Raw genomic sequence first — 24,198 nt, forward strand, 5'->3', positions numbered from 1 at the left:
ACAGGTCATGGCGCTGCAATCGAGCACAGCTCTGGCCCGACGGCCGCAAAGCTTCACGCAGAACTGGAGCGCCTACGCCTTCCTGACGCCGGCCCTGATCATCCTGTTCCTGTCGCTGCTGCTCCCGGCAGCAGCGACAGTGGTGATGAGCCTCACCGACATCTCGTTCCTGAGACCGACCAATTTCGTCTGGTTCGACAACTATATCAAACTGGTGTCGGACAGCCGGTTCCGGCAAGCGGTGGGCAATACCGCCTACTACACCGTCGGGGTGACCCTGCCGACCATGGCGCTGGGGCTGCTGGCAGCAGTGGCGCTCAACGGCAAGCTGCGCGGCCGCATCGTCTTTCGCACCATCTTCTACCTGCCGGTGCTGACCTCGCTGATCGCCGCGGCGGTGGTGTGGATGTATGTCTACGAGCCCTATTCGGGCCCGATCAACGGCACCCTGACGCAGCTCGGCCTGCCGCCGCAGCCGTGGCTGCAGAGCCCCAACCTCGCAATGACCTCGCTGATCGTCATGGCGATCTGGCGCGATTTCGGCACCGCGATGATCATCTATCTGGCGGGCCTGCAGGATATTCCGAAGGATATCTACGAGGCAGCGCGGCTCGATGGGGCCAAGACCAAGGACATCTTCTTCCGCATCACCGTGCCGATGCTCAGCAACGTCACCTTCTACCTGATGATCATCCTGATCGTGCAGACCTTCCAGGTGTTCGGCGCGATCTACGTGATGACCAATGGCGGGCCGCTCGGCTCCACCGAAACCATCGTGTTCCAGATGTACCAGACCGCCTTCGGCTATACCGAGTTCGGCTATGCGGCGGCGATGTCGACCGTGCTGTTCCTCGCCATCCTCCTGTTCTCGATCATCGGCACCAAGCTCATGCGCCGGGGTGAATCATGAGCGACATCGCGCAAACCGCTGCTCCGGCAGTCCCGACCGTGTCGTTCCAGCAGCGCTGGTGGCCGGTGGCCGAGCGGGCGATCGGCTACGGGCTGCTGATCTTCGCCGCGCTGGCGACGATCACCCCGTTTCTGTGGATGGTGTCGACCTCGTTCAAGACCGACGCCGAGACCTTCCAGTTTCCGCCCAACTTCATCCCCAACAGCCTCGTCTGGCAGAACTATATCGACGCCATTGCCGGCCCGGATACCGGGCGGCAGCTGATCAACAGCCTGGTGTTCGCGCTTGGCTCGACTGCTTCGAACATGGTGTTCTGCGCGCTGGCCGGCTACGCGCTGGCGCGGATGCAGTTCAAGGGCAAGAACCTGATCTTCGCGCTGGTGGTTGGCCTGTTGATGGTGCCGGCGCAGAGCCAGATTGTGCCGGTCTTCCTGATCGTGCAGCGCATCCCGTTCGCCGGCGGCAATGACTGGCTGGGCAATGGCGGCACGGGGCTGCTCAATACCTATTGGGGGATGATCCTCCCCACCGCGGCGACGCCGTTCGGCATCTTCATGATGCGGCAGTTCTTCTCGCGCATCCCGATCGAGTATGAGGAATCGGCGCGGCTCGATGGCGCCAAGACCTTCACCATCTTCTGGCGCATCCTGCTGCCGCTGGCGCGGCCGGCGATGGCAGTGCTGGGGGTGCTGAGCTTCCAGAGCGCCTGGAACGATTTCATCTGGCCGCTGATCCTCACCTCGCAGCGCGAGATGGCGACGCTGCAGATCGGGCTGCAGCTGTTACAGAGCGGACCCGATGCACGCTGGAACGTGGTGATGGCGATGGCGACGCTGATCACCCTGCCGGTGATCATCGTCTTCCTGTTCGCGCAGCGCTACGTCATCGACGGCGCGGTCACCAGCGGCGTCAAGGGCTGACGCCTCCCAGTTCGATTATTGCGACCCGGCCCGCTCACTATGACCCTTGGGGCCCGACGGAGATTTGACCATGACGCAGCACCTCGAAATCTACCGCAAGGAGGGCGAGTTCGTTGCCTGGCCGGCCAATTACGGCATGTGGATCTGGGGCGACGAAGTGGTGGTGGTGTTTTCGCAAGGGTTTCGAGGGGAGCAGGAGAGCCTGCACGCCCGCGATAAGACGCGGCCGTTCATCGGCCGGCAGGCGCGCAGCTTCGATGGCGGGTTGAGCTGGAGCGACGAGCTGTTCACCGGCACCATCCCAGGCGGCACCTCGCTGTCGGGTGACGAGCACGTGATCGAAGCGCTGCAGAGCCAGCCCAACATCGTGGTCGAACGCGATATCCCGGTGCTCGAGCAGCCGATCGATTTCACCGACCCCGAGACCATCGTGATGTGCGCCCGCACTGGGCTCGATGCCGGTTCGATCAGCTGGTTCTACGTCAGCCGCGACCGTGCGAGGAGCTGGCAAGGCCCGTACCGGCTCGGCGATTTCGGCCTGCCCGGGGTTTCGGCGCGCACCGACATCGTGCCGCTCGGCCAGCACGACGCGCTGTTCCTCCTCACCGCGGTGAAAGCCAATGGCGATGAAGGCCGGGTCTTTGCGGCGCGGACCCGCGATGGCGGCCGGAGCTTTACGTTCGAGAGCTTTGTCGGCGACGAGCCGGAGGGCTTTGCCATCATGCCGGCGTCGCTGCTTCTGCCGGGTGGCGACATTCTCACTTTCGTGCGCTGCGCGGCGCCGCGCGGACCGGAGCGGAGAGCCTGGATCGACCTCTATCGCTCGAGCGACGCGGGCAAGAGCTGGCGGCAGGTCGGCACGCCCGTGCCGCAGGTCGGCCATAACAGCAATCCGCCCACCATCAACCGGCTGGCCGATGGACGGCTGGTGCTGGTCTATGGCTATCGCGACGCGCCCTATGGCATGCGCGCCAGGGTCAGCAGCGATGAGGGCGCGACCTGGAGTGACGATATCGTCTTGCGCGACGACGGCGGCGTGGCCGACCTCGGCTACCCGCGCACTGTGGTGCGGGCCGATGGCAAGCTCTTGACCGCGTACTATTACAACTACGGCGCCGACACCGATCGGTTCATCGGGGCGACGCTGTTTTCGGTGTAGCACCTGGCTTCTCCGCCTTTGCGGCAGGACAAGTGGTCCCACCGCGAATCTCGCGCGTGCTGCACACCCCTCCCCATCCCTCCTCGTGAAGGGGAGGGTGTTCGCCGGTGGTTGTGGTGAGACCCAGCCAAACACTCGATGCCCACCTCCCCCTAGACGGGGGAGGCAAGCGAAGCTTGGGAGCGTAGCGACCTAGCGTAGCTCGGAGGGGGTGTGCGGGCGGTCGGATGCAACCCCCAAGCACAATAATGACATCCGCCTGTCATTGTAATAAACTGCAATAATAAATGTTCATTCGCGCCGCACGAAGCGGCATCTAAGCTTTTGTATGAGCAGTATATGTACGAAATCGTACAGTGATACTTGAGATCTGGAGGCTTTCGTGGCGACGAAAGACGGGAAGCTCTCACTTAATGCGCTGATTGCCATGGTCGTGGGATCAATGGTGGGCGCCGGGATATTCAATCTTCCCGGCCGCTTCGGCGCGGCCACCGGGCCGTTTGGCGCCATCATCGCTTGGGCCATAGCCGGCACCGGCATGTACATGCTGGCGCGGGTGTTCCAGACGCTGGCGGCGAAGCGGCCGGACATCGATTCCGGCGTATTCGCTTACGCCAAGGCCGGCTTCGGCGACTATATGGGGTTCCTCTCGGCCTTCGGTTACTGGCTCGGCAGCTGCCTCGGCAACGTCTTCTACTGGGTGCTGATTCATCGCCATCATCGTGTCGCTCTGCGGCATCTGGGCCTTCCACTTCCTGATCCTGCGCGGCGTGCAGCAGGCCGCCTTCATCAACACCATCGTCACCATCGCCAAGCTGGTGCCGCTGTTCGTGGCGCTGCTGATCATGATCTTCGTGTTCAACTACCAGCAGTTCGCCGAGAACTTCTTCGGCGGGGTCGGCATGCCGGAGAAATCGCTGGTCAACCAGGTGCGCGACACCATGCTCATCACGGTGTTCGTGTTTCTCGGCATCGAGGGCGCCAGCGTCTATTCGCGCTTCGCCAAGAAGCGCGCCGATGTCGGCACCGCGACGATCCTCGGCTTTCTCGGCGTCACCGGGCTGATGGTGGCGATTACGCTGCTGCCCTATGCCGCCATGCCGCAAGCGACGATGGCCGGACTGCAGCAGCCGTCGCTGGCCGGGGTGCTGGAAGAGATCGTCGGGCATTGGGGCGCGGTGTTCATTTCGATCGGCGTGCTGATCTCGGTGCTCGGCGCCTACCTCGCCTGGTCGCTGATCTGCGCCGAGGTGCTGTTCGCCGCAGCGAAGTCGAAAGACATGCCCAGGCTGTTCGCCGCCGAGAACGCCAACGGCGTTCCTGCCAACGCCCTGTGGCTGACCAATATCGTCGTCTCGCTGTTCGTCATCTCGACCTATTTCTCGCAGGACGCCTTCAACTTCATGCTCGATATGACCAGCGTCACGGCGCTGCTGCCCTACCTGCTGGTGGCGGGGTATGGGGTGCTGATCGCACAGCGCGGCGAGGGGTATGAGGCGACGCCTGGCGAGCGCACCGGCGACCTGATCGTTGCCGCCATCGCGGCGCTCTATACCCTCGTGATGTTCGTCGCGGCGGGGCTGCAATATGTGCTGCTGCTCGCCGTGCTGCTGGTGCCGGGCACCATCCTCTACTTCTGGGCTCGCCGCGAGCAAAAGCTCCGCCTGTTCAGCCCCGCCGAGCTCATCGTCTTCGCCGTCGCCCTCGTCGCCGGTCTTGCCGGCGCGTGGGGGCTGATCAGCGGCGCCATCGTCCCATGATCCCCTGGAGATCCATGCCATGAGCACGGCAACTGCGTTCGGAGTGCACTCGGAAGTTGGCCAGTTGCGCAAAGTGCTGGTGTGCGCGCCGGGGCGGGCGCACCAGCGGCTCACCCCCTCGAACTGCGACGACCTGCTGTTCGACGATGTGATGTGGGTCGATGTGGCCAAGCGCGACCATTTCGATTTCATGCAGAAGCTCAGGGATCGCGGCGTCGACGTGGTCGAGATGCACAGCGCACTGGCGGAGACTGTCGCCGTACCCGAGGCCAAGAAGTGGATCCTCGACAACCAGGTGGTCGCCAACCAGGTCGGCCCCGACCTCGTCGACGACGTCCGCTCCTATCTCGAGGGCCTCGACAACCGGGAATTGGCGGAAACGCTGATCGGCGGGCTTTCCACCTACGAGTTTCCCGATAGCCATGGCGCCGGGCTGATGGAGCTGGTCCGCGATGCGGCGGGGGTCAACGAGTACCTGCTGCCGCCGCTGCCCAATACGCTCTATACCCGCGACACCACCTGCTGGATTTATGGCGGTGTAACGCTCAACCCGCTGTACTGGCCGGCGCGGCACGAGGAGACCATCCTCACCACCTCGATCTACAAGTTCCACCCGGACTTCGCCGGCAAGGTGAATGTCTGGTGGGGCGATCCGACCAGGGACTGGGGCATGGCAACGCTCGAGGGCGGCGACGTGATGCCGATCGGCAAGGGTAATGTGCTGATCGGGATGAGCGAGCGCACCTCGCGCCAGGGCATCGCGCAACTGGCGCAGTCGCTGTTCGAGCAGGGCGCCGTGGAGCGCGTCATCATCGCCGCGATGCCGAAACTGCGCGCCGCGATGCATCTCGACACGGTGTTCACCTTCGCCGATCGCGACTGCGTGCTGCTCTACCCCGATATCGTCAACAAGATCGAATGCTTCTCCTACCGTCCGGACGGTAAGGGCGGCATCGTGCTCAGCAAGGACAAGGGGCTGGTGGAGACGGTTACCGAGGCGCTGGGCTTGAAGCAGCTGCGCGTCGTCGAGACCGGCGGCAACGCCTATATGCGCGAGCGCACGCAGTGGGATTCAGGCGCTAACCTCGTCTGCGTGTCACCCGGCGTGGTCTTCGCCTATGACCGCAACACCTACACCAACACGCTGCTGCGCCGCGAAGGCATCGAGGTGATCACCATCTCGGGGTCCGAGCTCGGCCGCGGGCGCGGCGGCGGGCACTGCATGACCTGCCCGATCAGCCGCGACGCGGTGGATTATTAGCGAGGCCGAGATGGAGAGCATCACGCTCGAGCAGGCAGCCGAAGCGTATCGCACAGCGATGCACCAGGCGGTGCGCAAATACGCGCTGGTCTACATCGCCGAAGCGATACTGCTGATCGTCGCCGGGCTCCTCGCCATGCTCTATCCGCTGCTGAGCGGCGCGGCGATTGCGGTGCCGCTCGGCTGGCTGCTGATCGCCACCGCGGCGCTGCAGGGGGTCGCGCTGTTCGGCACGAGGCAGATGCCGCATTCGAGCCTGCAGCTGTTGTCGATCGTCATTGCGCTGCTGGTCGGCATCCTGCTGCTGCGCAACCCGGCCCAGGCGCGCGAGGTGATCACCATGCTGGTGATCGTCTATCTGATGGTGCAGGGCGTGGCGCGGCTGACCTTCGGCTTCACCATCCGGCCGTTCGAGAACTGGTTGTGGGTGGTGCTCAGCGGTGTCCTGGGAGTTGCCCTGTCGCTGCTGCTGATCGCCAGCCTGCCGGAGCCGCCGGTCTGGGTGATCGCATTGTTCGTGGGGCTGGAATTGATTGGGGAAGGAGGCGCCATGCTGGCGCTCGCCTGGAAAGTCGTCGTGCCGCGGGGCGCTCAACCCGCACCCCCTTCACCCTGAACTGGAGATAGAGATGACCTCGAACTTCTGGGAATTCCTGTGGCTGATCGCCATCAGCTTCTTCCTTCTGTCCTACCTGATGGTGCTGGTGCGCATCGTGGTCGATGTGTTCCGCGACAATTCCATGGGCGGCTTTGCCAAGGCGCTGTGGATCATTGCGCTCTTGCTGGTGCCGCTGCTGACGGCGCTGGTCTACATCATCGCGCGCGGCCAGGGCATGGCGCAGCGGCAGCTGGCCGATGAGCGGAAATTCAAGTCGCAGACCGACGCTTATATCCGCGAAGTGGCGCAGGCGACGCCGGCCGACCAGATCGCCCGGGCAAAAACGCTGCTGCACGAGGGCGCGATCACCGAAGCCGAGTATGCCGAGATCAAGGCGGCGGCGCTGGCGCACTGACGGTGATCGAAACGACACCAGGGGCGGAGGACACCTCCGCCCTGCCGCCCGACAGCGAGAACGATCCGATCCAGGCGACACTCGCCGAGATGATCGCCAAGCTGCGAAAGGTGGCGGAAGAGCCGGATGCGCGGTTGACCTGCAATGGGCTGATCGAGCTGATCGGCATCCACTCGCATGCGCTGGCGCTGCTGGTGTTCGCGCTGCTCAACCTGTTGCCCGGGCCGCCCGGCTACAATTTCGTCGTCTCGCTGGTGATCCTGGCATTCGCCATCCTGATGCTGTTCCATCGGCCGATCCACCTGTGGCGGTGGGTCGGCGAGCGGCGGCTGCCGCTGAAGCCGCTGATGAAGCTCATGGACATTTTGGCGCGGATTGCCGAGGGGCTGACCCGGGTCTCGTCGCCGCGGCTGTTCGCGCTGTCGAGCCGGCCCGCCCTGCCGCTGCTCGGGCTGTTCAACATCGGCATGGCGCTGGTGATGCTGCCGCCGATCCCGTTCTGCAACATGCTGCCCTCGCTGGCGGTGGCGATGATCAGCGCCGGCATCCTCAACCGCGACGGGCTGCTGATCCTCAGCGGGGTGCTGGTCGGGGTGCTGGGGGTGATCGCGGTGCTGATCGCGATCTTCGCGATCATCGCGGTGCTGTGGGCGATCGATACGGTGGTTTAGGGGGCCGGTGTGCTTGGCGCCCCTCACCCCGGCCCTCTCCCCCGGGAGCGCAATTGCGCCCCTAGGAGGGGCGAGGGGGCGTTGTGGCACTGGCGGTTCAACTCGCGCCCCCTCGCCCCTCTGGGGAGAGGGCCGGGGTGAGGGGGCCAAGCGCGCTGAGCTAGCTACCGACCCGGGATCGCCGCCACCAGCCGTTCGGTGATGATATCCGGAGCGGTGATGGCCGAGCCGCAGACTACGGCGAAGGCGCCGCGTTCGAACGAGGCGGCGACGTGCTCGGGGGTCCAGATGCCGCCTTCGACCACCAGGGGCACGTCGAGTGCCGCGACGATCTCGGACACCAGATCGAATGGCGGGCGGGCCACGCCTTCGGTCAGCGCGGTGTGGCCGACCATGGTGGTGGCGATGAGGTCGGCGCCTTCGGCGGCGGCCTGCCGCGCTTCGTCGAGGGTCGCGATGTCGGCCATCACCAGCCTGCCGAGCCGGTGGGTGGTGGCAGCGATCTCGGCAAAGCTCTCGCCCGGCCGGGTGCCCGATGTGGCCTGGATGGCGACGATATCGGCGCCGGCGGCTGAGAGCGCTTCGGCGTCGGCGCTGGAGGTGGTGATGTAGTTGTCGAAGCCCTCGCGGGTGTCCTTGACGATGCCGATGATCGGCAGGCTGGTGCGCGGCCGCAGCAGGCCGACGACGTCGGCGCCGTTGAGGCGGAAGCCGCCAGCGCCGCCAAGCTCGGCCGCTTCGGCGAGGAGCGCGAGGATATCGGGCCGCTGGCGCAACGGGCTTTTCGGGTTCATCGCCTGCGAGGAAACGATCAGCTGGCGCTCGAGGCGCTTGAGCAGAGTAGGGCCAGTCACGAGAGATCCCCGGCGATGGTGAAGTCGACTTCGAAGCTGCGGTGCCAGGGGAAGCGGACAGCGGTGATGCCGAGGTCGTCCCGCCCGGTGAGGCGCTTCAGGGGGGCGTCGAGGCCGGCGCCGATTGCCGTCTCGGCCGCTGCCTCCTCAGTTCGGTCGGCAAAGGTGTAGACGCCGGCGTTCAGCGGACGGCGGGCATCGGTCATATAGGCAAAGTCCTCGATCAGCCGGTGCAGCAGTACGCGACGGGCGGCGGCGGCATCGAAGGTGCCGGCGGCGCGGCCGATCTGGATCGCCGCGGCGGCAGCGACCACCGAGCCGAGCGCATTGCCGGCGGTGTTCCAGCCGCCATAGGCGACGAGCTCGAGCAGGATGCCGCGGCGGTGCAGCTCCTCGATCAGCAACGGATCGGCGCCATTGGAATAGCGGAGGTCGGCGAGTGCGACCTCGCGGCCGGCGGCTAGGAGTTTCGCGATGAGGTTGGCGGTCTTGTTGGCCTCGGCGGCATCCTCGGCATCGAAGATGGACTGGGCGCCGTCGTGTCCGGTGCCGGACTTTTCGACCACCATGCCGCAATGGTCGCGACGCTTCGGGTCGGGGGCGTGGACGACCAGCGCCATGGCCTCGGGGTCGGTGACGGTGACCGAGCCGCTGGCGCGGAGCTGGCGATCGACCGCCTCGTGCATCGGGCTGTTCTCGTATTTGGCGATGCGCTGCATGCCCGGCGGATCGGCGCATTCGACGGCGAAGCGCGGAGTAACGCCGAAGCGGGCGCCGAGCTGGCGCGCCACCAGTACCGCGGCCACCTCGTCGGCGCCGGGATACATCAGCACTTCGCCTGATATGGGGAGGACGTGGCTCCACTGCTTCAGCCACACCTGCTCGGCCGAGCCGGCCGAATGCTCGGCGGTATCGTCGGCGGTGATCAGCAGCGGATCGATGACGCCTTCGGAGGCGAGCGCGATGGCTTCGAGATTGACGTGGTGGTTGCGCAGCCGCCGGCGTTCGAAATCGGCGACGATCTCGCCGGGGAGCGCAGCGCGAAGCGCGGCGAGCGCCTCGGCATTGCCGGCATGGCTGGCGCCGAGGGTTTCGAGCAGGTCGCGGTGGTGCAGCGCGCCGAGCTGGTGCAGCTCCATGCCGTGCCGGGCCCAGTAATCGGGCTCTTCCTGCGGGTTGTAGGAATTGGAGGCGCGCATAACCAGCGACACGGCGCAGAGCGGCAGCTGCGGATGGGCGGCATGGAGGCGGCGCAGCACGTCGAGCCGGGTGAGGGCGCTGAGCGTCGTATCGGCGGTGGTGCGGGCGGCGATCAGGCCGCCATAGCAGAGCATATCGAGCGAGGCGATCACCGCGTCGGTCGATGGCGCCGTGCGCTCGAGCCAGCGGCCGAGGCCGTCGGCATCGCCGGGCTGGCGGAGTTGAGGCAACAGTTCGGCCGGCGGCAGCACCAGGGTGGCGCCTGCTATGGCGGCGATACCGGCGGGCAGGCCGATATTGACCGGGCGCTCATCGAGGGGAAGGAAAGCAAGGGAAAGGGCACGTGTGGACGTCAATTCGTATTGTCTCTGCTCGTGCGGAAAATGACGAAATCGTAGGAGTAACGGTCGGCGCGATAGACGCTCTCGGCATATTCGATGCGCTGGTTCTTGGCATCGTAAGCGACGCGCAGCACCTTGAAGGCCGGCGAGAATTCGGGGACGCCGAGGAGTTTGGCCAGCGGTGGATCGAGCACCGTTGCGTGAATCGACTGCTCGGCCTTTTCGATCTTCAGGTGATAGGTCTCGGTGAGCATCTGGTAGAGCGAACCGGTGATGCCGCGCGCCGCAAGGCCTGGTGCGAGCTTGGCCGGAACATAAGTGTTCTCGATGCACATCGGCTCGCCATCGGCAGTGCGGACGCGCGAGATATGGGCGACCAGATCGCGCGGGCTGAGCGCCAGCCGGGCGCCGATCTCGGCGCCGGCCGGGATTTCTTCGACCACCGTATCGAGCGAGCCGGGAACGAGGCCGCGGGCCCGCATGTCCTGAGTGAACGAGGTCAGTTCCACCGATTTGGCGATGCGCGGTTCGGAGACAAAGGTGCCGGCGCCCTGGGTGCGGTAGACGCGGCCCTCGTAGCCTAGCTGGTCGAGGGCGCGCCTTACGGTCAGGCGGGTGACGCCGAAGGTCTCGGCAAGGTCGCGCTCGGTGGGGAGCTTTTCGTGCGGCTTCAGCTCGCCCTCGATGAGGCCGAGCAGATAGCTCCGCAACTGAGCCCCCTTGGTGCCCGTGCGACCGTTCCCGGCGGTCTCAGCCATGATCGGATTCCCTCCACTCGCGCATATCAAAGCACAGTTCCATTATCCCGGGCAAGTGAGTGGTATACTCCAATTGCGCCGATATTCGCCAGATTCGTGGCCGATGTGACGCCATGTTGACGGGCTTCGAAAAATTGGGCTACACCATTTGGCGGCATGTAGCCAAGGGAGAATTCAGGATGGAGCGGAAAGCTCAAGCTGGTGCGGCGCATGCCGCGATGTCGACCGCGCTGGGCGCGGTCATGCTGCTGGGTGGGGCGCTCGGCGCTTCCGCGCAGGACAAGACCGAGATCACCTTCTCGTATCTGTGGGGTGGCGCAGAGGGCGCGGCGCTCGAGCAGATCATCACCGATTTCAACGCCAGCCAGGACAAGATCGTGGTCAAGGGCGTGTCGAGCCCGGATATGACGAAGCAACTGGCGTCGATGTCGAGCGCCAAGGGCGCCTTCGACATCTCGGACAATTTTGCCTCCAACATCGCCTCGTGGGCGAACCAGGGCATCCTGCTGCCGCTCGACGAGTTCGGTCTCGATACCGCCGATTTCCCCGAGAGCGCCATGAAGCAGCTGGTGGTCGACGGCGTGCTCTACTCGGTGCCGATCGCCACGCACAATTTCCAGCTGGTCTACAACAAGAAGCTGCTCGACGAAGCCGGCGTTACCCCGCCGACCTCGATGGCCGAGCTCGCCGACGCCATCAAGAAGCTGACCAAGGTGGATGCCGAGGGCAACGTCACCCAGCTCGGCCTCGGGCTCACCGACATCTCGGCCGGCCTCAAGACGTTGGGCTACGCGCATGGCGGCGACTGGAACCGCGACGGCAAGCCGACCCCGACCGATCCGGGGTTCGTCGAGGGGGTCCAGTTCTACTTCGACAACGTGGTGGCGCCGGTGACTCCCGCGGCCTACAACAAGTTCGTCGCTGGCTTCGGCCCCTATATGTCGGACCAGGACTCGTTCAAGCAGGGCAAGATCGCCATGGTGTTTGAAGGCGAGTGGCGCGCCAAGTTCAATACCGAAGCCGGTATGGATTGGGGCGTGGTGCAGGTGCCGGGCAAGACGCCCGAGCTCAACGGCTCGACCTGGGCTGACGTGTCGACGATCTTCATCCCGACCAACACCCAGAACAAGGAAGCCGCGGGCGAGTTCCTCAAGTACCTGATCAGCCCGCCGGCGATGGAAAAGTTCAGCCACGTGCTGGCGAACCTGCCGGGCCGCCTGTCGCTGGTCGACAGTGCCACCTACGACGACCTGCCGAACTTCAAGGTCTGGCTCGACGCGCTGAAGAACCCAAACACGCACGGCCTGCCGCCGGCGCTCTATATGGCCGAATACAATGCCGACCTCGCGTCCGCATTCGACTCGGTGCTGCAGGGCGCCCAGACTGCCGAAGCGGCGCTCCAGGGCGTTGCCGATCGTACCGGCTCGTACTCGCAGTAAGCTGTTGCAGAGCGCGCGTCCGACACCGAGCGAACCGACAGGCCGGGCCCTTCTCAAGGGCCTGGCCTTCGCCTCGCCGTTCATCATCGGCTTCCTGGTGCTCTACCTGTGGCCGATCCTCGCCTCGGGCTATTACAGCCTCACCGATTTCAGCCTGTTCAAGGCGCCCAAATGGGTCGGGCTGGCCAATTACGAGCGGATGATCTCGGACGCCAAGTTCTGGAAGAGCCTCTACAACACGCTGTTCTTCACCTTTGTCGGCGTGCCGGTGGATATCGCGATCTCGATCGCCGGCGCCCACATCCTCAACCAGAAGCTCAAGGGCCAGCCGCTGTGGCGGGCGCTGGTCTACCTGCCCTCGATCGTGCCGGCAGTGGCGGCGGGCTTTCTGTGGCGCTGGCTGCTCAACGCCCAATACGGCTTCGTCAACGAGATCCTGCGCTGGTTCCGCATCCCACAGCCGAACTGGCTGCTCGACGCCAGCTGGGGCGGCATTTCGGTGATCGTCCTGATGCTGTGGACGGTGGGCGGCACCATGCTGATCTACCTCGCAGCGCTGAAGAACGTGCCGCAGGAGCTCTACGAGGCCGCCGAACTCGACGGGGCCGGGCCGTTGCGCCGCTTCTGGCACATCACCTGGCCGATGATCTCACCGGTGACGCTGTTCCAGGTGATCGTGCTGATCATCGCGTTTCTCCAGGTGTTCACCCAGCCGTTCGTGTTGTCGAAGGATCCGGGGCTCGGCACGCAGACCGCGACCGGACCGGGCGACTCGATGCTGAGCTACTCGATCTACCTGTTCCAGAACGGCTTCACTTTCCTCAAGATGGGCTACGCTTCGGCGATGGCCTGGGTGCTGCTGTTCGTGACGCTGGCCATCACCTTGCTGATCCTGTGGTCGGCCAAGAAGTGGGTGTTCTATGACAACCGCTGAGTATCAAGGCGCCGCGCTCGGCGAGCGCGTGCCGGTCGGCGGCCGCTTCGGCTGGCTGATGACCATCTACCGCTACGCCCTGGTGATCCTCCTCGCCCTGGTGTTCGTGTTCCCGTTCATCGTCATGCTGACGACGGCGTTCAAGGTCTCGGACGAGATCTTCATGGCGCCGCCGGAGCTGTTGCCGCGCAGCTGGACGCTCGACCATTTCGTCGGGGCGCTGACGCAGATCCCGTTCTTCCGGTTCCTGCTCAATACCGTGGTGATTGCCGGGCTGAGCGTCCTGGGTACGGTGCTGGTGTCGCCGCTGGTCGCCTACTCGCTGAGTAAGCTGCGCTGGAAGGGGCGGAACCTCTTATTCATCATGGTGCTCGCCACCATGATGCTGCCGCCGCAGGTGACGCTGATCCCGATCTACATGATGTGGAACAAGATCGGCGCCACCGGCACCATCCTGCCGCTCATTGTTCCGGCCTTCCTCGGCACGCCGTTCTTCATCTTCCTGATCCGGCAGTTCCTGTTGAGCGTGCCGGACGAGCTGATCGAAGCGGCCAAGGTCGATGGGGCGTCGGAGTTCCGTATCTACTGGTCGATCGTGCTGCCGATCGCGCGCCCGGCGCTGATCACCTCGGCGGTGTTCCAGTTCGTCTGGGCGTGGACGGATTTCCTCTATCCGCTGATCTACCTCAATGACGAGGAGAGCTATACGCTCTCCATCGGGCTATACTCGTTCCTCGGCGAGCACGGGGTCCAATGGGGGCCGCTGATGGCATCCTGCGTGCTGTTCACCCTGCCGGCCTTCCTGATCTTTCTGGTGTTCCAGCGCTACTTCATCGGCGGCATCGCCACGGGTGCGCTGAAGTGAGCGAGGTTGCCCTCGCCGTCGATATCGGCGGCACCAAGATCCTGGTCGGCCTGGTCGATGCGGCGGGCACTATCGTCATGAGCCGGCAGGTCGCGACGCCGGCCCGCGACGGGGCGGAGGCGATCATCGCCGCTGTCGCTGCGCTGGCGAAAGACGTCCTCTTTGGCGCGCCCTCGTCGGTCAGCCGCTGTGGCGTCGGCACGGCCGGCGTCGTCGGCGAACATGGCGAGATCACCTCGGCGACCGATCATTTGAGCGGCTGGGCCGGCACTCGGCTGCAGCAGCGGCTGATCGAAGAGCTCGGCATGCCCGTCACCGTGCTCAACGATGTGCAGGCGTCGGGGCTTTGCGAGGGCGTGCTTGGGGCGGCGAGCGGCAAACGCTCGGCGCTGATCGTGGCGCTCGGCACCGGCGTCGGCGGTTCGCTGGTGCGCAATGGTCAGGTCGAGCGCGGCGCCTATGGCATTGCCGGCAGCGTCGGCCATCACCTGTCGCCGCTGCGGCAGGGCCGGCCGTGTCCCTGCGGCGGCACCGACCACCTCGAGGCCTATGCCAGCGGCACGGCGATGGAGATCGAATACGCGCGGCGGACCGGACACGAGCGGAACCTCCGCGAGATCGCGGCGCTGGCCGAGACCGACGATGCCGAGGCCCAGGCGGTGATTGCCGAGGCGGCGGAGGTGCTGGGCGCGGTGCTGGGCAGCGCCAACAATGTGGTCGATGCCGAGATCATCGTGGTGGCCGGGGGCGTCTTGGCACTGGGCGACCGGCTGCTGCAACCGGCGCGCGCCGCGGCGCGACGTGAAGCGCTGGGGCTGTCGAAGGCCGTGGAGATCGTGCCGGCAAGGTTCGGGCCGACGGCGTGTTTGATCGGCGCGGCGCTGGCGGCGTTCGGGGCGGCTTCGGGCGCGCCTTAGGTCTCCGGCCTTACCACCCACTCGATGTCATCCCAGCGAAAGCTGGGACCCAACTCGCCGCTCGCGCCGGCGGATAGATGGGTCTCAGCTTTCGCTGGGATGGCACCCGGTGGAGATGGCGAGTGGGTGCCCGAAGGGCTCGAAGATCACCTACCGCCGCTTGAACACCGGTGCGCGCTTCTCCTTGAACGCCGCACGGCCTTCGCTTGCATCTTCGGTGGCAAAGCAGATCGCCTGCAGGTCACGCTCGTAGCTGATGGCGTTGGCGATCGACAGCTCCCAGGCGGCGCGGAGGTTCAGCTTCGCCGTCTCGGCGGCAATCGGGGCGCGCGAGGCGATGGTGGCGGCGAGGCGCTTGGCCTCAGCCAATAGCTCAGTGCGCGGCACGGTGCGGGAGACGAGGCCCCAGCGCTCGGCGGTCGCGGCATCGATCGGATCGCCGGTCATGATCATCAGCGCCGCATTGGATGGGCCGACGGCGTGGGCGAGGTTCACCGCCATGCCGCCGCCGCCGATCCAGCCGAGCTTGATCTCGGGCGCCGCGAAACTGGCATTGTCCGAGGCGATGCGGATGTCGCAGGCCATGGCGGTCTCGAGCCCGCCGCCGAAGGCATAGCCGTTCACCGCGGCAATCGAAGGTTTCAGCAGCGCGCGGATGGCGTCGCAATAATCCGGCCGATTGCGGAAATTCCAGGCGCTGTCGTAGTCGTCGAGGGTGCGGATGTCGGAGCCGGCGGAAAACGCCTTCTCCCCAGCGCCGGTCAGGACCACGGCCCGGATTGCGTCGTCGCCATTGAACTCGGTGACTGCGGCAACCAGCGCCGCCGCCATTTCCGGCGTCATGGCGTTGAGCTTTTCCGGCCGGTTGATGGTGATGATGCCGACGAAGCCGTCGCGCTCGACGAGGATGTTGTCGCTCATATCTCGTTCTCCGCCACTGCCCCTTTGGCCAGCAATTGCTCGATCGCCGCGTCGTCGAAGCCGGCTTCGCGCAGCACGTCGCGGCTGTGCTGGCCGACCACCGGGGCGCCGCGCTCGACCGTCGATGGGGTTTTCGAAAACCGGATCGGGAAGCCCGGGGTCTTCACGTGTCCCTCAGTCGGGTGGTCGTACTCGACGAAGGTGCCGTTGTGCTTGATCTGCTCATCCTCGACCAGGTCGGCATAGCCATAGACCGGGCCGCACCAGATGTCGGCAGCGCGCAGCAGTTCCAGCCACTCGGCGGTGGTCTTGGTCTTTAGCCGGTCGCGGGTTTTGGCGAAGATCTCGTCACGTCGGGTCCAGGTGTCGACCTCGTCGTCCATATCGAGAAAGCTCGGCTCGCCGATGGTCTGGCCGAGATTGGCGAGCTTGGGGAAGGCGACGATGATGAAGCCATCGGAGGTGGCGAAGGCGCCATAGGGCGCGCGGATATAGACATGGGCGTGCGGCTCGGCCGAGCGCACCTGCGGCTTATGGCCGACGGTGAACACCGAGAGTTCCTGCATCTGGATGGTGGTGATGGCGTCGAGCATGTTCACCTGCACCAGCTGGCCCTCGCCGGTGCGCTCGCGGTGCAGCAGCGCCGCCAGCGCACCCTCGAACGCAGTGTAGGCGGTGATGCCGTCGACCAGATACTGGCCCGCCGCATTGGGCGGCTCGCCGTCGCGGCCGGCCGACAGCATGGCGCCGGACATGCCCTGCAACACCAGATCCTGTCCGGGGCGGTTGAGATAGGGGCCGTCCTCGCCGTAGCCGGAGATCGAAACGTAGACGAGGCGCGGATTGATCTTCGACAGCGTCTCGTAGTCGACGCCGAGGCGCTTGGCGACGCCCGGCCGATAGTTCTGCAGGAACACGTCGGCGGTCTTCACCAGCTCGAGCAGCACCGCCTTGCCGTCGGAATCCTTCAAATCGACGGCCAGCGAGCGCTTGTTGCGGTTGAGCGACAGGAACGAGACGTTGACCTTGTTGCCGCGCGCCCCGCCCGCCGCGGTATGACGCTGCCACTCGCCGGTTACCGGCTCGACCTTGACCACGTCGGCGCCGAGGTCACCCAGCCGCTGCGCCGCGAACGGGCCCGCCATGGCGATGGAGCAATCGAGGACGCGATAGCCGGAGAGAATACCCATGGGTCAGGATTCCGAGGAGATGAAAGTTGGTGGGAAACTGAAGCAGACGGCCCCCTCCCGGCCTCCCCCATGAAGGGGGAGGTGCCGCATCCAGCGGGAGGCACGATCGAAGACAGGGCCTCGACTCTTCACCTCCCCCTTCATGGGGGAGGCCGGGAGGGGGCCGTCTCTATCAGTCATGGTGCACATCAGTGCATGTACCAGCCGCCATCCACATGGATGGTCTGGCCGGTGATGAAGGAAGCCGCGTCGGAGGCGAGGAACATCAGGATGTTGGCGATGTCGGCCGGTGCGCCGCGGCGTTGCAGCGCCTGCGCCTCGTAGATGCGCTTTTCGTAGGCCGGCAGGTCGGGGTGGATCTTTTCGGCATCGGTGGGGAAGGCGCCCGGCGCCACGGCATTGACGGTAATACCGTGCCTGCCGAACTCGCGGGCCCAGGAGCGGGTGAGGCCGACCAACGCCATCTTCGATTGCACATAGGGCGTCAGGTCCGACCAGCCGCCCGAGATGGTCACCGACGAGATGTTGATGATGCGGCCGCGCTTTGCCGACTTCATATGCGGCAGCGCCACCTGGACGCAGACAATACCGGCATCGACATTGATGCGCTGTACCAGCTGCATCTCTTCGATGGTGTAGTCCTCGAAGGGCTTTGAGGGATAGATCGCCGCATTGTTGATGACGATGTCGAAGCCGCCGACCTCGGCCGAAAGCTTCTGCAGCCCGGCGCGCAGCCCGGTGAGATCGGCGAGATCGAGCTTGGCGACGGTGAGGCCCGGCAGGCCTCCCGCCGCCTGGAGCAGCGCCGCAACCTTGTTGGCATCGTTGTCGATGGCGACGACCTTTGCGCCCGAGCGCAGCAGTTCGAGCGTCGTCTCCAGCCCCAGCCCGCCGGCCGCGCCGGTATAGAGGATGGTCCTGCCCTCGAGCGAGCCGAAGCGATCCGCGCCCATCAGCGTCCCGCAATCTTCAGGTGGTTGCCTGACGGGGCGGGATACTCGTCGTCGGGCTGGCCCGCGATGGCGCGGATGCGCGCTTCGCTGGCGGCGATGTCGGCGGCGCCGTCGAGGATGCGGAAGGTGCTGTCGTAGCGCTTCTCCTCGCCATGCTGCAGCCAGATCATCTCGCCGCGCTCGCGCGCCGCCTTGTTGCCGAGCACGTGGTTGGTCGAGGGCTCGATGCCGAGCGCATACTGCCCGGCCTGGAGGTTCTGCCATTCGTAGAGGCAGGGGAACTGGGCCTTGTCGGTTTCGACCTCGAAGCCCAGGCCGAGGCGATCGTTGACCAGGGCAACGAACTGTTTGCCTTCGGCATTGGCGCCGAGCTCGTGCTGCCAGACCTGCTCGTGGAAATCGAGCTTTGGGGCGCTCAGGGTGCGGTAGCCGACGCCCTGCTTGCGGTAATCGTTGCCCGCGTGGGCCGCCCACACCACGTCATCGATCGGCGCCAGATAACGCGAACCTTCGTCGAGCACGGGGTGGCCGACATTGACGTGGTAGCAGTACATATGCGGCGTCTTGTAGAAGCCGTGGTTGACCACCCGGTCGCTGATCCGGATCTCCTTGCCGCCGACATCGGCTTCGATGCGGCGGACGAGGTGCAGGTCTTCGCCGAACACCGCCGATTGCTGTACGATGCCCTCGGCCCACAGTACGCACTCGTCGCCGCGCCATTCCTCGCCATAGCCGGTGAGCTTGGCCGGGATGGTGCCGATGCGGCCGTGCAGCGAGTGGCTGACCGTCGGCTTGGGACCGTAGACATAGCTGTCGGCCGGCACCTCGTTCATGAACAGGATGTGGTCGAGCCCACAGGTGACAAGCAGCCCGGAGAACGAGCGGGCCCAGGCGAGGCCGCCTTCGCCTTCGTACTCATGCAGGCCCGGATGGCGGAAGCCGGCCGGCGAGTTCCAGCCGATCGCCTGGCCCTTGAACTCGCAATCGGCAATGTCGAGGGCGCGGTCGACCAAAGCGGTGAAGCGGAGGCCCGAACCGGTGCGGAACTCGAGCATGCGGATGCCGCGCTCGACCCCGTCGCTCAGTTCCATCAGGCGGACACCGGCGAACTGGCTCAGCATGCCCGCCCGCTCGGCGATCTCGCGACGGGTGTAGGTCCGGCCGTTGAGCTCAACCATCGGGCGTCTCCTCAGTCGAGATGGTAGATTTCGGGGATCATGCTCCACCACTCGCCGGGGGCGGCGGTGTTGAGCGCCGCCTGGCACAGGTCGGTGAGCGCCAGCCACTGTTTGGTAATGGCCTTTTCGCCCAGCACCTGCATGTCAGCCTCATAGTCCGATCCGGCATATTCCCAGTAGCCGAACAGCAGCATTTCGGGCTCGCGCAGGTAGATCGAGTAGTTGCGGATATTGGCCGCGCTCAGCGCTGCGTTCATCTCCGGCCACGGCTCGGCGTGGAGGCGCTTATATTCGGCGAGCTTTTCCGGCTTCACGCCGATCACCATGCCCATGCGCTGGACCATAAACTACTCCTTGGTGCCGCCGGCGGTCATGCCGGAAACGAGGTAGCGCTGCGCGAACAGGAAGACGAGCAGCACAGGGGCGATAGCGAGCAGCGTCGCCAGCGCCAGCGCCGAGAGCGTGATGGTGGTCGAGGCCGCATTGGTGGGGTTAAAGGCCGGCACGTTCGACAGCAACTCGGCAAGGCCCACCTGAATCGGCGCCTTGCGACCGGGCAGCGTCACATAGGGCAGGAAGTAGTTGTTCCAGTTGCCGGTGAAGCTGAAGAAGCCGACCAGCGCGATCACCGGGGTGGAGAGCGGCATGGCGATCTTCATGAACACCTGCCACTCGCTCGCCCCGTCAAGGCGCGCCGCCGACAAGAGGTCGCGCGACACCGCGGTCGAGAAGTAGATGTAAGTGAGGTAGACGCCGAACGGATAGAACGAGAAGGGCAGGATGGCCGAGAGCGGATTGCCGATCAGCCGCACCGCGCTCAGCTCGAGAAAGATCGGCAGCACCAGGGCGGTCGAGGGGATCAGCATGACGATCAGCGTCACCACCAGCAGGAGCTTGCGGCCGCGGAACTCGGTCATCGCCAGGGCGTAGCCGGCAGGGATCGAGATACAGAGCGTGATCACCAGCGCGGCGACGCAGTAGAACACCGAGTTGCCGATCCAGGTCCAGATCAGCCCGCCCTGAAAGGTCATCAGACTCTGCCAGTTGCTCAGCAGCGTGCCGATATCGCCGAGCGCGAACGGGGCTTCGAGCAGCAGCTGGCGATCGGTCTTGGTCGGTGCGATCAGCAGCCAGAGCAGCGGCACGACGAAGAACAGCGCGAAGACGATGAGGATCAAGACGCCGAAGGCGCGGCCGAGCCAGGCGCCGGGCGTGAGGTCGCGCATACGGGTGCCGACGATTTCGGAGTTAGGCGCGCTCAAACAGGCCACCCTTGAAGACGAAGTAGATGGAAAGGGCGACGGCGACGGCCAGCAGCACCAGCGAGATCGCCGCTGAGCCGTTGAAATCGTTCTGCTTGAAGGCATAGAGGAAGGCGAGCTGGTTCAGCGAATAGTCCTGCCCGACCACGCCGCGGCTCGCCTGCGCCAGGACGCGCGGCTCGACGAAGAGCTGGGTGCCGCCGGCAAAGCTCATGATCACCATGTAGGCGATCCACTTGCGCATCAGCGGGATCTGGATCGACCAGGCAATCCGCACCGGCCCCGCGCCATCGACGCGGGCGGCCTCGATGACATCCTTGGAGATGTTGTTGAGCGCGCCATACATGATGACGATCCAGCCGCCGGCGCCGGTCCAGAAGGCGATCACCGCGAGAACGATCGGCAGCCGGCTGGCGTCAACGGCGCCGACGAAGCTCTCGATCCCCAATGCCTGCAGCAGCCACGACACCGGACTGACGGTGGGGTCGAGCACGAACAGCCAGAGCATGACGCTCGAGGCGCCGGCCAGGGCGCCCGGGATGTAATAAACGAAGCGCATCGTGCCGGAGAACCAGCGCAAGCCAATCGAGTGGACGAGGATGGCGAGGGTCACCACCAGCACAACTAGCAGCACCAGCCAGACGACGATGAAGATGCCGACATGCTCGACCGCCGGCCAGAACCGGTAGTCCTTGAACACTTTGAGGAAGTTGTCGAAGCCGACAAAGGCGCCTTTCTTGGTGAAGGCGAGATAGATGGCGTAGAGCGCAGGCAGGATGCCGAAGGCGATGAGGAACAGCGTGTAGGGGGTGGCGAACAGCACGCCGATGCGCCCCTGCGCGCGCTCGACGCTCATGCCCTTCTTCGGGCGCTCGAGGGCGACAGCAGCAGTGGCAGCGCTATTCTCGATCGTGCTCACTTGGCGGCTCCAGGCACTAGAGGCATTGGTGCGGACTATCCCACCCACCGCATGTCATCCCTGCGAAAGCAGGGACCCATGTCACCGCCAGCGCGGGATGCGACGGACGAGGGCAAAGCCCTCGCCGTGGGGTCCCTGCTTTCGCTGGGATGACATCGAGTGTGTGATGACCGCTTGGTTGCTCTTACGATCACCGTGAGCCGAGGGCGCCAGGCGCCCTCGGCAAGCTCAGGCGCTATGTCACTCGACGGTGTAGCCGACGACCTGCGCTTCGTTCTTCATTTCCTGCTGCCAGTCGGCCGAAAGGTCGGTCATGGTCTTGCCGGCGGCGAGGCCGGGGGTGACGATCTTGGCCCAGGCGGTTTCGGGCGAGAAGTTGGGGTAGCCCCAGCCATTCCAGACGCTCGAAGCGGCAGCCTGGATGGCGGCCTTGAAGTCGCCGGCGTAGAAGCCGCTCGCCGCCTGCGCGTCGAGCCAAGCATCCGCCGCCGCCTGATAGGCCGGCAGACCGCCGGTGCCGGCGACCTTGGTGTCGGAAGTGACGAACTTGAGGAAGGTCTTCACCGCCTCGGGGTTCTGGGTGTGGCTCGAGGCGTACCAGACACCGCCACCGACGTTACCGGTGACCGCAGCGCCATCGGCCCATTTCAGCGGCGGGGCGGCGACCCAGTCACCGGCCTTGGCGTTGACACCACCCGGGTTCTGGAACAGCGCGCCCGAGTACCAGGCCGGGCCAGGGATGGCGACGAGGTTGGCGGCGCTGGCGACGAAGCTGGCGCCGAACACGCTGTCGAGCGTCAGGGTCTTGTTGGCCACCATGTGGTCGATGAGGTTGGAGACCTTCACCGCATTGGGCGCCGAGGTGTCGGACTTGAAGGTCTCGCCCTCGAGCTGGAAGATCGGCGCCTCGCCGCTCCAATAGTAGATATAGGGACCCTGGAAGGCGTCGCCGAAGCCACCGAGGAAATAGCCCGGGTGCTCGGCGGCGAGCTTGTCGCCCAGCGCCTGGTAGTCTTCCCAGGTGGTCGGGGCGGTGTAACCGAACTGATCCATCAGGGTCTTGTTGTACCAGAACAGCACCGGCGCGAGGTCGTTGCGCAGGCCATAGACCTTGCCGTCGACGGTCACCGGGTCGAGCGCGCCGGGGGTGAAGCCATCGAGGAAGGCCTGGTCTAGGAAGCCCTCGTTCAGCACCTGGGCGAAGGCCTGCGCGCCGTTGTTCTCGCGGGCGGCCCAGGCGGCATCGTTGTTCTGGGTGGAGAACACCACGTCCGGCCAGCCTTCATTGGCCTGATCGGCGAGGCTGATCTTGGTCTGGAAGGTGCCCGAGGCGCCCGACGAGCCGTCGTCGAGCACCAGATTGACCGGCACTTCCGGATGGGCGGCGATGAAAGCCTCGACCGCCGGCTGGCGGGTGGCGTCGGCCCAGACGGTGATGGCACCGTCCTGGGCAAGGGCAGCGCCGGCGACGAGGATCGCCGAGAGCGCCACAGTGGTGCGCAGAAGATTCATACGAGGTCTCCTCCCTGGATGACGTGGGTCGTAGCTTGGGGTCGTTGGTTTCAGGCCGCTTGCAGCGCCTTGGCGACGCGCGGATTGAACGGGGCTTCGCCGAGCTCGGAGCGCGGCAACAGGTTGGGGCGGGCCCACTCGCGGCGGGCGGTTTCGTTCAGCACCAGGCCATGGCCGGGGCGATCCGGGGCGTAGGCCCAGCCGTCCTTGATCTCGACCGGCTGGTCGACCAGGTGGTCGAAATTCTGGAACGAGTATTCGAGCCACTGCACTTCGGGCAGGGCGCAGGCGGCATGGATGCCGACCTCGAGGAAAGTGTTGCCGAGGCTGACCGGAATGCCGCGGTCGGCGGCGAGCCAGCCGATGCGCATCACGTCGGTGACCTGGCCATGGACGTTGAGAATGTCGGTGGCGTCCTGTTCCATCAGCAGGCGCTTGCCGTGGGCATCGAGATATTCGCCCGAGTTGATCAGCGTCCAGTTGGCCGCGTCCTTCAGCATCCTTAGGCCGGCATAATCGTTGCGCAGGATCGGATCCTCGACCCAGAGCAGCTCGTGGCCGGCATCGCGGATGGCGGTGAGCTTGACCAAGGCTTCCTTGGCGCCCCAGGCCTCGTTGCTATCGATCATCACCAGGGCGTCCTTGCGGACCACTTGCTTGAGGATCTTCAGGCGGTTGAGGTCCCAGTCGAAATCCGGGCTGCCGACCTTGATCTTGAAGGCGCGGTAGCCAAGCGCATCGGCATGGGCGAAGAAACGGGCGAACTCGTCGTCCGAAAGGTGGTAGTCGAGGCCCGAGGCATAGGCCTCGACCTTGTTGCGCCGGCTGCCGAGCAACTGGTGCAATGGCAGGTTCACCTGTTTGGCCGCGAGATCCCAGAGCGCGACCTGCAGCGCCTCATGGAAGGGCAGGGTGTAGGCGCGCTGGTTGCCGCCGCGCGGCCGGCCGACGCGATGCACCAGCCCGGCCGGCGGCTGGCCTTCGAGACCGGGCCAGGCTTCCGAGCGGAACACCCGCTCGATCTCGGCCTGATCCGGCAGCGGATAAAACAATGTCTGGATAAACCCCAGCCCGACCGCGCCGGTATCGGCAATCAGTTCGAGCGCCGCTATGTTCACATCGTCGGCGCGGACCTGGCTGTCGCCGATAACGCGGTCGCGGGCAAACTGGAAACGGGTGATGCGGAATTCGGAAATGCGCATAGGCTGGCGATCTCTGATCGACTAACATGAACATCTGATATATCAGACGGTGACGCTAA

At 65.3% G+C, this 24,198-nt stretch carries 23 protein-coding genes and 1 pseudogene; 12 read left to right on the top strand and 12 right to left on the bottom strand.

The features are described 5' to 3' along the window. Positions 1–7 precede the first annotated feature (7 nt). From ASC68_RS18600 to ASC68_RS18635, 8 genes and pseudogenes are all read left to right on the top strand, one after another. A complete protein-coding gene (locus ASC68_RS18600) occupies positions 8–910 on the top strand; it encodes a sugar ABC transporter permease (RefSeq protein ID WP_055882635.1) in 903 nt (300 codons plus the stop codon). Then, positions 907–1,830, top strand: coding sequence for a carbohydrate ABC transporter permease (locus ASC68_RS18605; RefSeq protein ID WP_055882638.1), 924 nt, complete (start codon positions 907–909; stop codon positions 1,828–1,830). Before ASC68_RS18600 ends, ASC68_RS18605 begins: the two co-directional genes overlap by 4 nt. 70 nt (positions 1,831–1,900) lie before the next feature. Continuing rightward, positions 1,901–2,989, top strand: a complete 1,089-nt coding sequence (locus ASC68_RS18610; RefSeq protein WP_055882641.1) for a sialidase family protein — start codon at positions 1,901–1,903, stop codon at positions 2,987–2,989. Between the two features lie 427 nt (positions 2,990–3,416). After that, a pseudogene (locus ASC68_RS18615) lies at positions 3,417–4,749 on the top strand (basic amino acid/polyamine antiporter). A gap of 19 nt (positions 4,750–4,768) precedes the next feature. Continuing rightward, positions 4,769–6,010 carry an arginine deiminase gene (gene arcA, locus ASC68_RS18620; RefSeq protein ID WP_055882644.1) on the top strand — a complete coding sequence of 414 codons (1,242 nt, stop codon included), beginning with the start codon at positions 4,769–4,771 and terminating at the stop codon, positions 6,008–6,010. Positions 6,011–6,020: 10 nt separating this feature from the next. Continuing rightward, positions 6,021–6,626: an HdeD family acid-resistance protein gene (locus tag ASC68_RS18625; protein ID WP_055882646.1), complete on the top strand. Its 606-nt coding sequence runs from the start codon at positions 6,021–6,023 to the stop codon at positions 6,624–6,626. Between the two features lie 13 nt (positions 6,627–6,639). Then, positions 6,640–7,023, top strand: coding sequence for an SHOCT domain-containing protein (locus ASC68_RS18630; RefSeq protein WP_055882650.1), 384 nt, complete (start codon positions 6,640–6,642; stop codon positions 7,021–7,023). Positions 7,024–7,025: 2 nt separating this feature from the next. Continuing rightward, complete coding sequence (locus tag ASC68_RS18635) at positions 7,026–7,694, top strand: exopolysaccharide biosynthesis protein (RefSeq protein ID WP_055882653.1); 669 nt, start codon at positions 7,026–7,028, stop codon at positions 7,692–7,694. 164 nt (positions 7,695–7,858) lie between these two features. On the opposite strand, the gene ASC68_RS18640 is transcribed toward ASC68_RS18635, so the two are convergent. The 3 genes from ASC68_RS18640 to ASC68_RS18650 are packed head-to-tail and all read right to left on the bottom strand — an operon-like array spanning position 7,859 to position 10,847. Then, positions 7,859–8,548 carry a putative N-acetylmannosamine-6-phosphate 2-epimerase gene (locus tag ASC68_RS18640; RefSeq protein ID WP_055882655.1) on the bottom strand — a complete coding sequence of 230 codons (690 nt, stop codon included), beginning with the start codon at positions 8,546–8,548 and terminating at the stop codon, positions 7,859–7,861. After that, entirely contained in the window at positions 8,545–10,104 is a 1,560-nt protein-coding gene (locus tag ASC68_RS18645; protein WP_055882658.1) for a DUF4127 family protein, read from the bottom strand. Before ASC68_RS18645 ends, ASC68_RS18640 begins: the two co-directional genes overlap by 4 nt. After that, entirely contained in the window at positions 10,101–10,847 is a 747-nt protein-coding gene (locus ASC68_RS18650; RefSeq protein ID WP_055882661.1) for a GntR family transcriptional regulator, read from the bottom strand. The genes ASC68_RS18645 and ASC68_RS18650 overlap by 4 nt, the downstream gene beginning before the upstream one ends. A 179-nt stretch (positions 10,848–11,026) precedes the next feature. Between ASC68_RS18650 and ASC68_RS18655 the strand changes: the two genes are divergently transcribed. Genes ASC68_RS18655 through ASC68_RS18670 form a run of 4 tightly spaced genes read left to right on the top strand, consistent with a single transcriptional unit; the run spans position 11,027 to position 15,002 of the window. Further along, a complete protein-coding gene (locus tag ASC68_RS18655) occupies positions 11,027–12,286 on the top strand; it encodes an ABC transporter substrate-binding protein (protein ID WP_055882663.1) in 1,260 nt (419 codons plus the stop codon). Between the two features lie 4 nt (positions 12,287–12,290). Beyond that, entirely contained in the window at positions 12,291–13,220 is a 930-nt protein-coding gene (locus tag ASC68_RS18660; RefSeq protein WP_055882666.1) for a sugar ABC transporter permease, read from the top strand. Then, positions 13,207–14,085, top strand: coding sequence for a carbohydrate ABC transporter permease (locus tag ASC68_RS18665; RefSeq protein ID WP_082528285.1), 879 nt, complete (start codon positions 13,207–13,209; stop codon positions 14,083–14,085). The genes ASC68_RS18660 and ASC68_RS18665 overlap by 14 nt, the downstream gene beginning before the upstream one ends. After that, positions 14,082–15,002, top strand: coding sequence for an ROK family protein (locus ASC68_RS18670; protein WP_055882669.1), 921 nt, complete (start codon positions 14,082–14,084; stop codon positions 15,000–15,002). Before ASC68_RS18665 ends, ASC68_RS18670 begins: the two co-directional genes overlap by 4 nt. A gap of 150 nt (positions 15,003–15,152) precedes the next feature. Here ASC68_RS18670 and ASC68_RS18675 read toward each other — a convergent pair whose 3' ends face one another. The 9 genes from ASC68_RS18675 to ASC68_RS18715 all read right to left on the bottom strand — a co-directional run bounded on the left by ASC68_RS18675 (position 15,153) and on the right by ASC68_RS18715 (position 24,139). Next, a complete protein-coding gene (locus tag ASC68_RS18675) occupies positions 15,153–15,923 on the bottom strand; it encodes an enoyl-CoA hydratase-related protein (protein ID WP_055882672.1) in 771 nt (256 codons plus the stop codon). Then, complete coding sequence (locus ASC68_RS18680; RefSeq protein WP_055882675.1) at positions 15,920–17,113, bottom strand: CoA transferase; 1,194 nt, start codon at positions 17,111–17,113, stop codon at positions 15,920–15,922. The genes ASC68_RS18675 and ASC68_RS18680 overlap by 4 nt, the downstream gene beginning before the upstream one ends. A 188-nt stretch (positions 17,114–17,301) precedes the next feature. After that, on the bottom strand, positions 17,302–18,066 hold the full coding sequence (locus ASC68_RS18685) for an SDR family oxidoreductase (protein ID WP_055882678.1): 765 nt from the start codon (positions 18,064–18,066) through the stop codon (positions 17,302–17,304). Further along, positions 18,066–19,244 carry an aldose 1-epimerase family protein gene (locus ASC68_RS18690; RefSeq protein ID WP_055882680.1) on the bottom strand — a complete coding sequence of 393 codons (1,179 nt, stop codon included), beginning with the start codon at positions 19,242–19,244 and terminating at the stop codon, positions 18,066–18,068. The genes ASC68_RS18685 and ASC68_RS18690 overlap by 1 nt, the downstream gene beginning before the upstream one ends. 11 nt (positions 19,245–19,255) lie before the next feature. Beyond that, positions 19,256–19,588, bottom strand: coding sequence for an L-rhamnose mutarotase (locus ASC68_RS18695; protein ID WP_055882683.1), 333 nt, complete (start codon positions 19,586–19,588; stop codon positions 19,256–19,258). A gap of 3 nt (positions 19,589–19,591) precedes the next feature. Next, positions 19,592–20,506 (bottom strand): carbohydrate ABC transporter permease, encoded by a 915-nt coding sequence (locus ASC68_RS18700; RefSeq protein ID WP_197421304.1) that lies wholly within the window; start codon positions 20,504–20,506, stop codon positions 19,592–19,594. Beyond that, positions 20,493–21,425 (bottom strand): sugar ABC transporter permease, encoded by a 933-nt coding sequence (locus tag ASC68_RS18705; RefSeq protein ID WP_055882689.1) that lies wholly within the window; start codon positions 21,423–21,425, stop codon positions 20,493–20,495. Before ASC68_RS18705 ends, ASC68_RS18700 begins: the two co-directional genes overlap by 14 nt. 240 nt (positions 21,426–21,665) lie before the next feature. Continuing rightward, complete coding sequence (locus ASC68_RS18710; protein WP_055882691.1) at positions 21,666–22,937, bottom strand: ABC transporter substrate-binding protein; 1,272 nt, start codon at positions 22,935–22,937, stop codon at positions 21,666–21,668. A gap of 50 nt (positions 22,938–22,987) precedes the next feature. Further along, a complete protein-coding gene (locus tag ASC68_RS18715; RefSeq protein WP_055882693.1) occupies positions 22,988–24,139 on the bottom strand; it encodes a mandelate racemase/muconate lactonizing enzyme family protein in 1,152 nt (383 codons plus the stop codon). Between the last annotated feature and the right edge of the window lie 59 nt (positions 24,140–24,198).

Source organism: Devosia sp. Root105, from assembly GCF_001424865.1.
GTDB lineage: Bacteria > Pseudomonadota > Alphaproteobacteria > Rhizobiales > Devosiaceae > Devosia_A.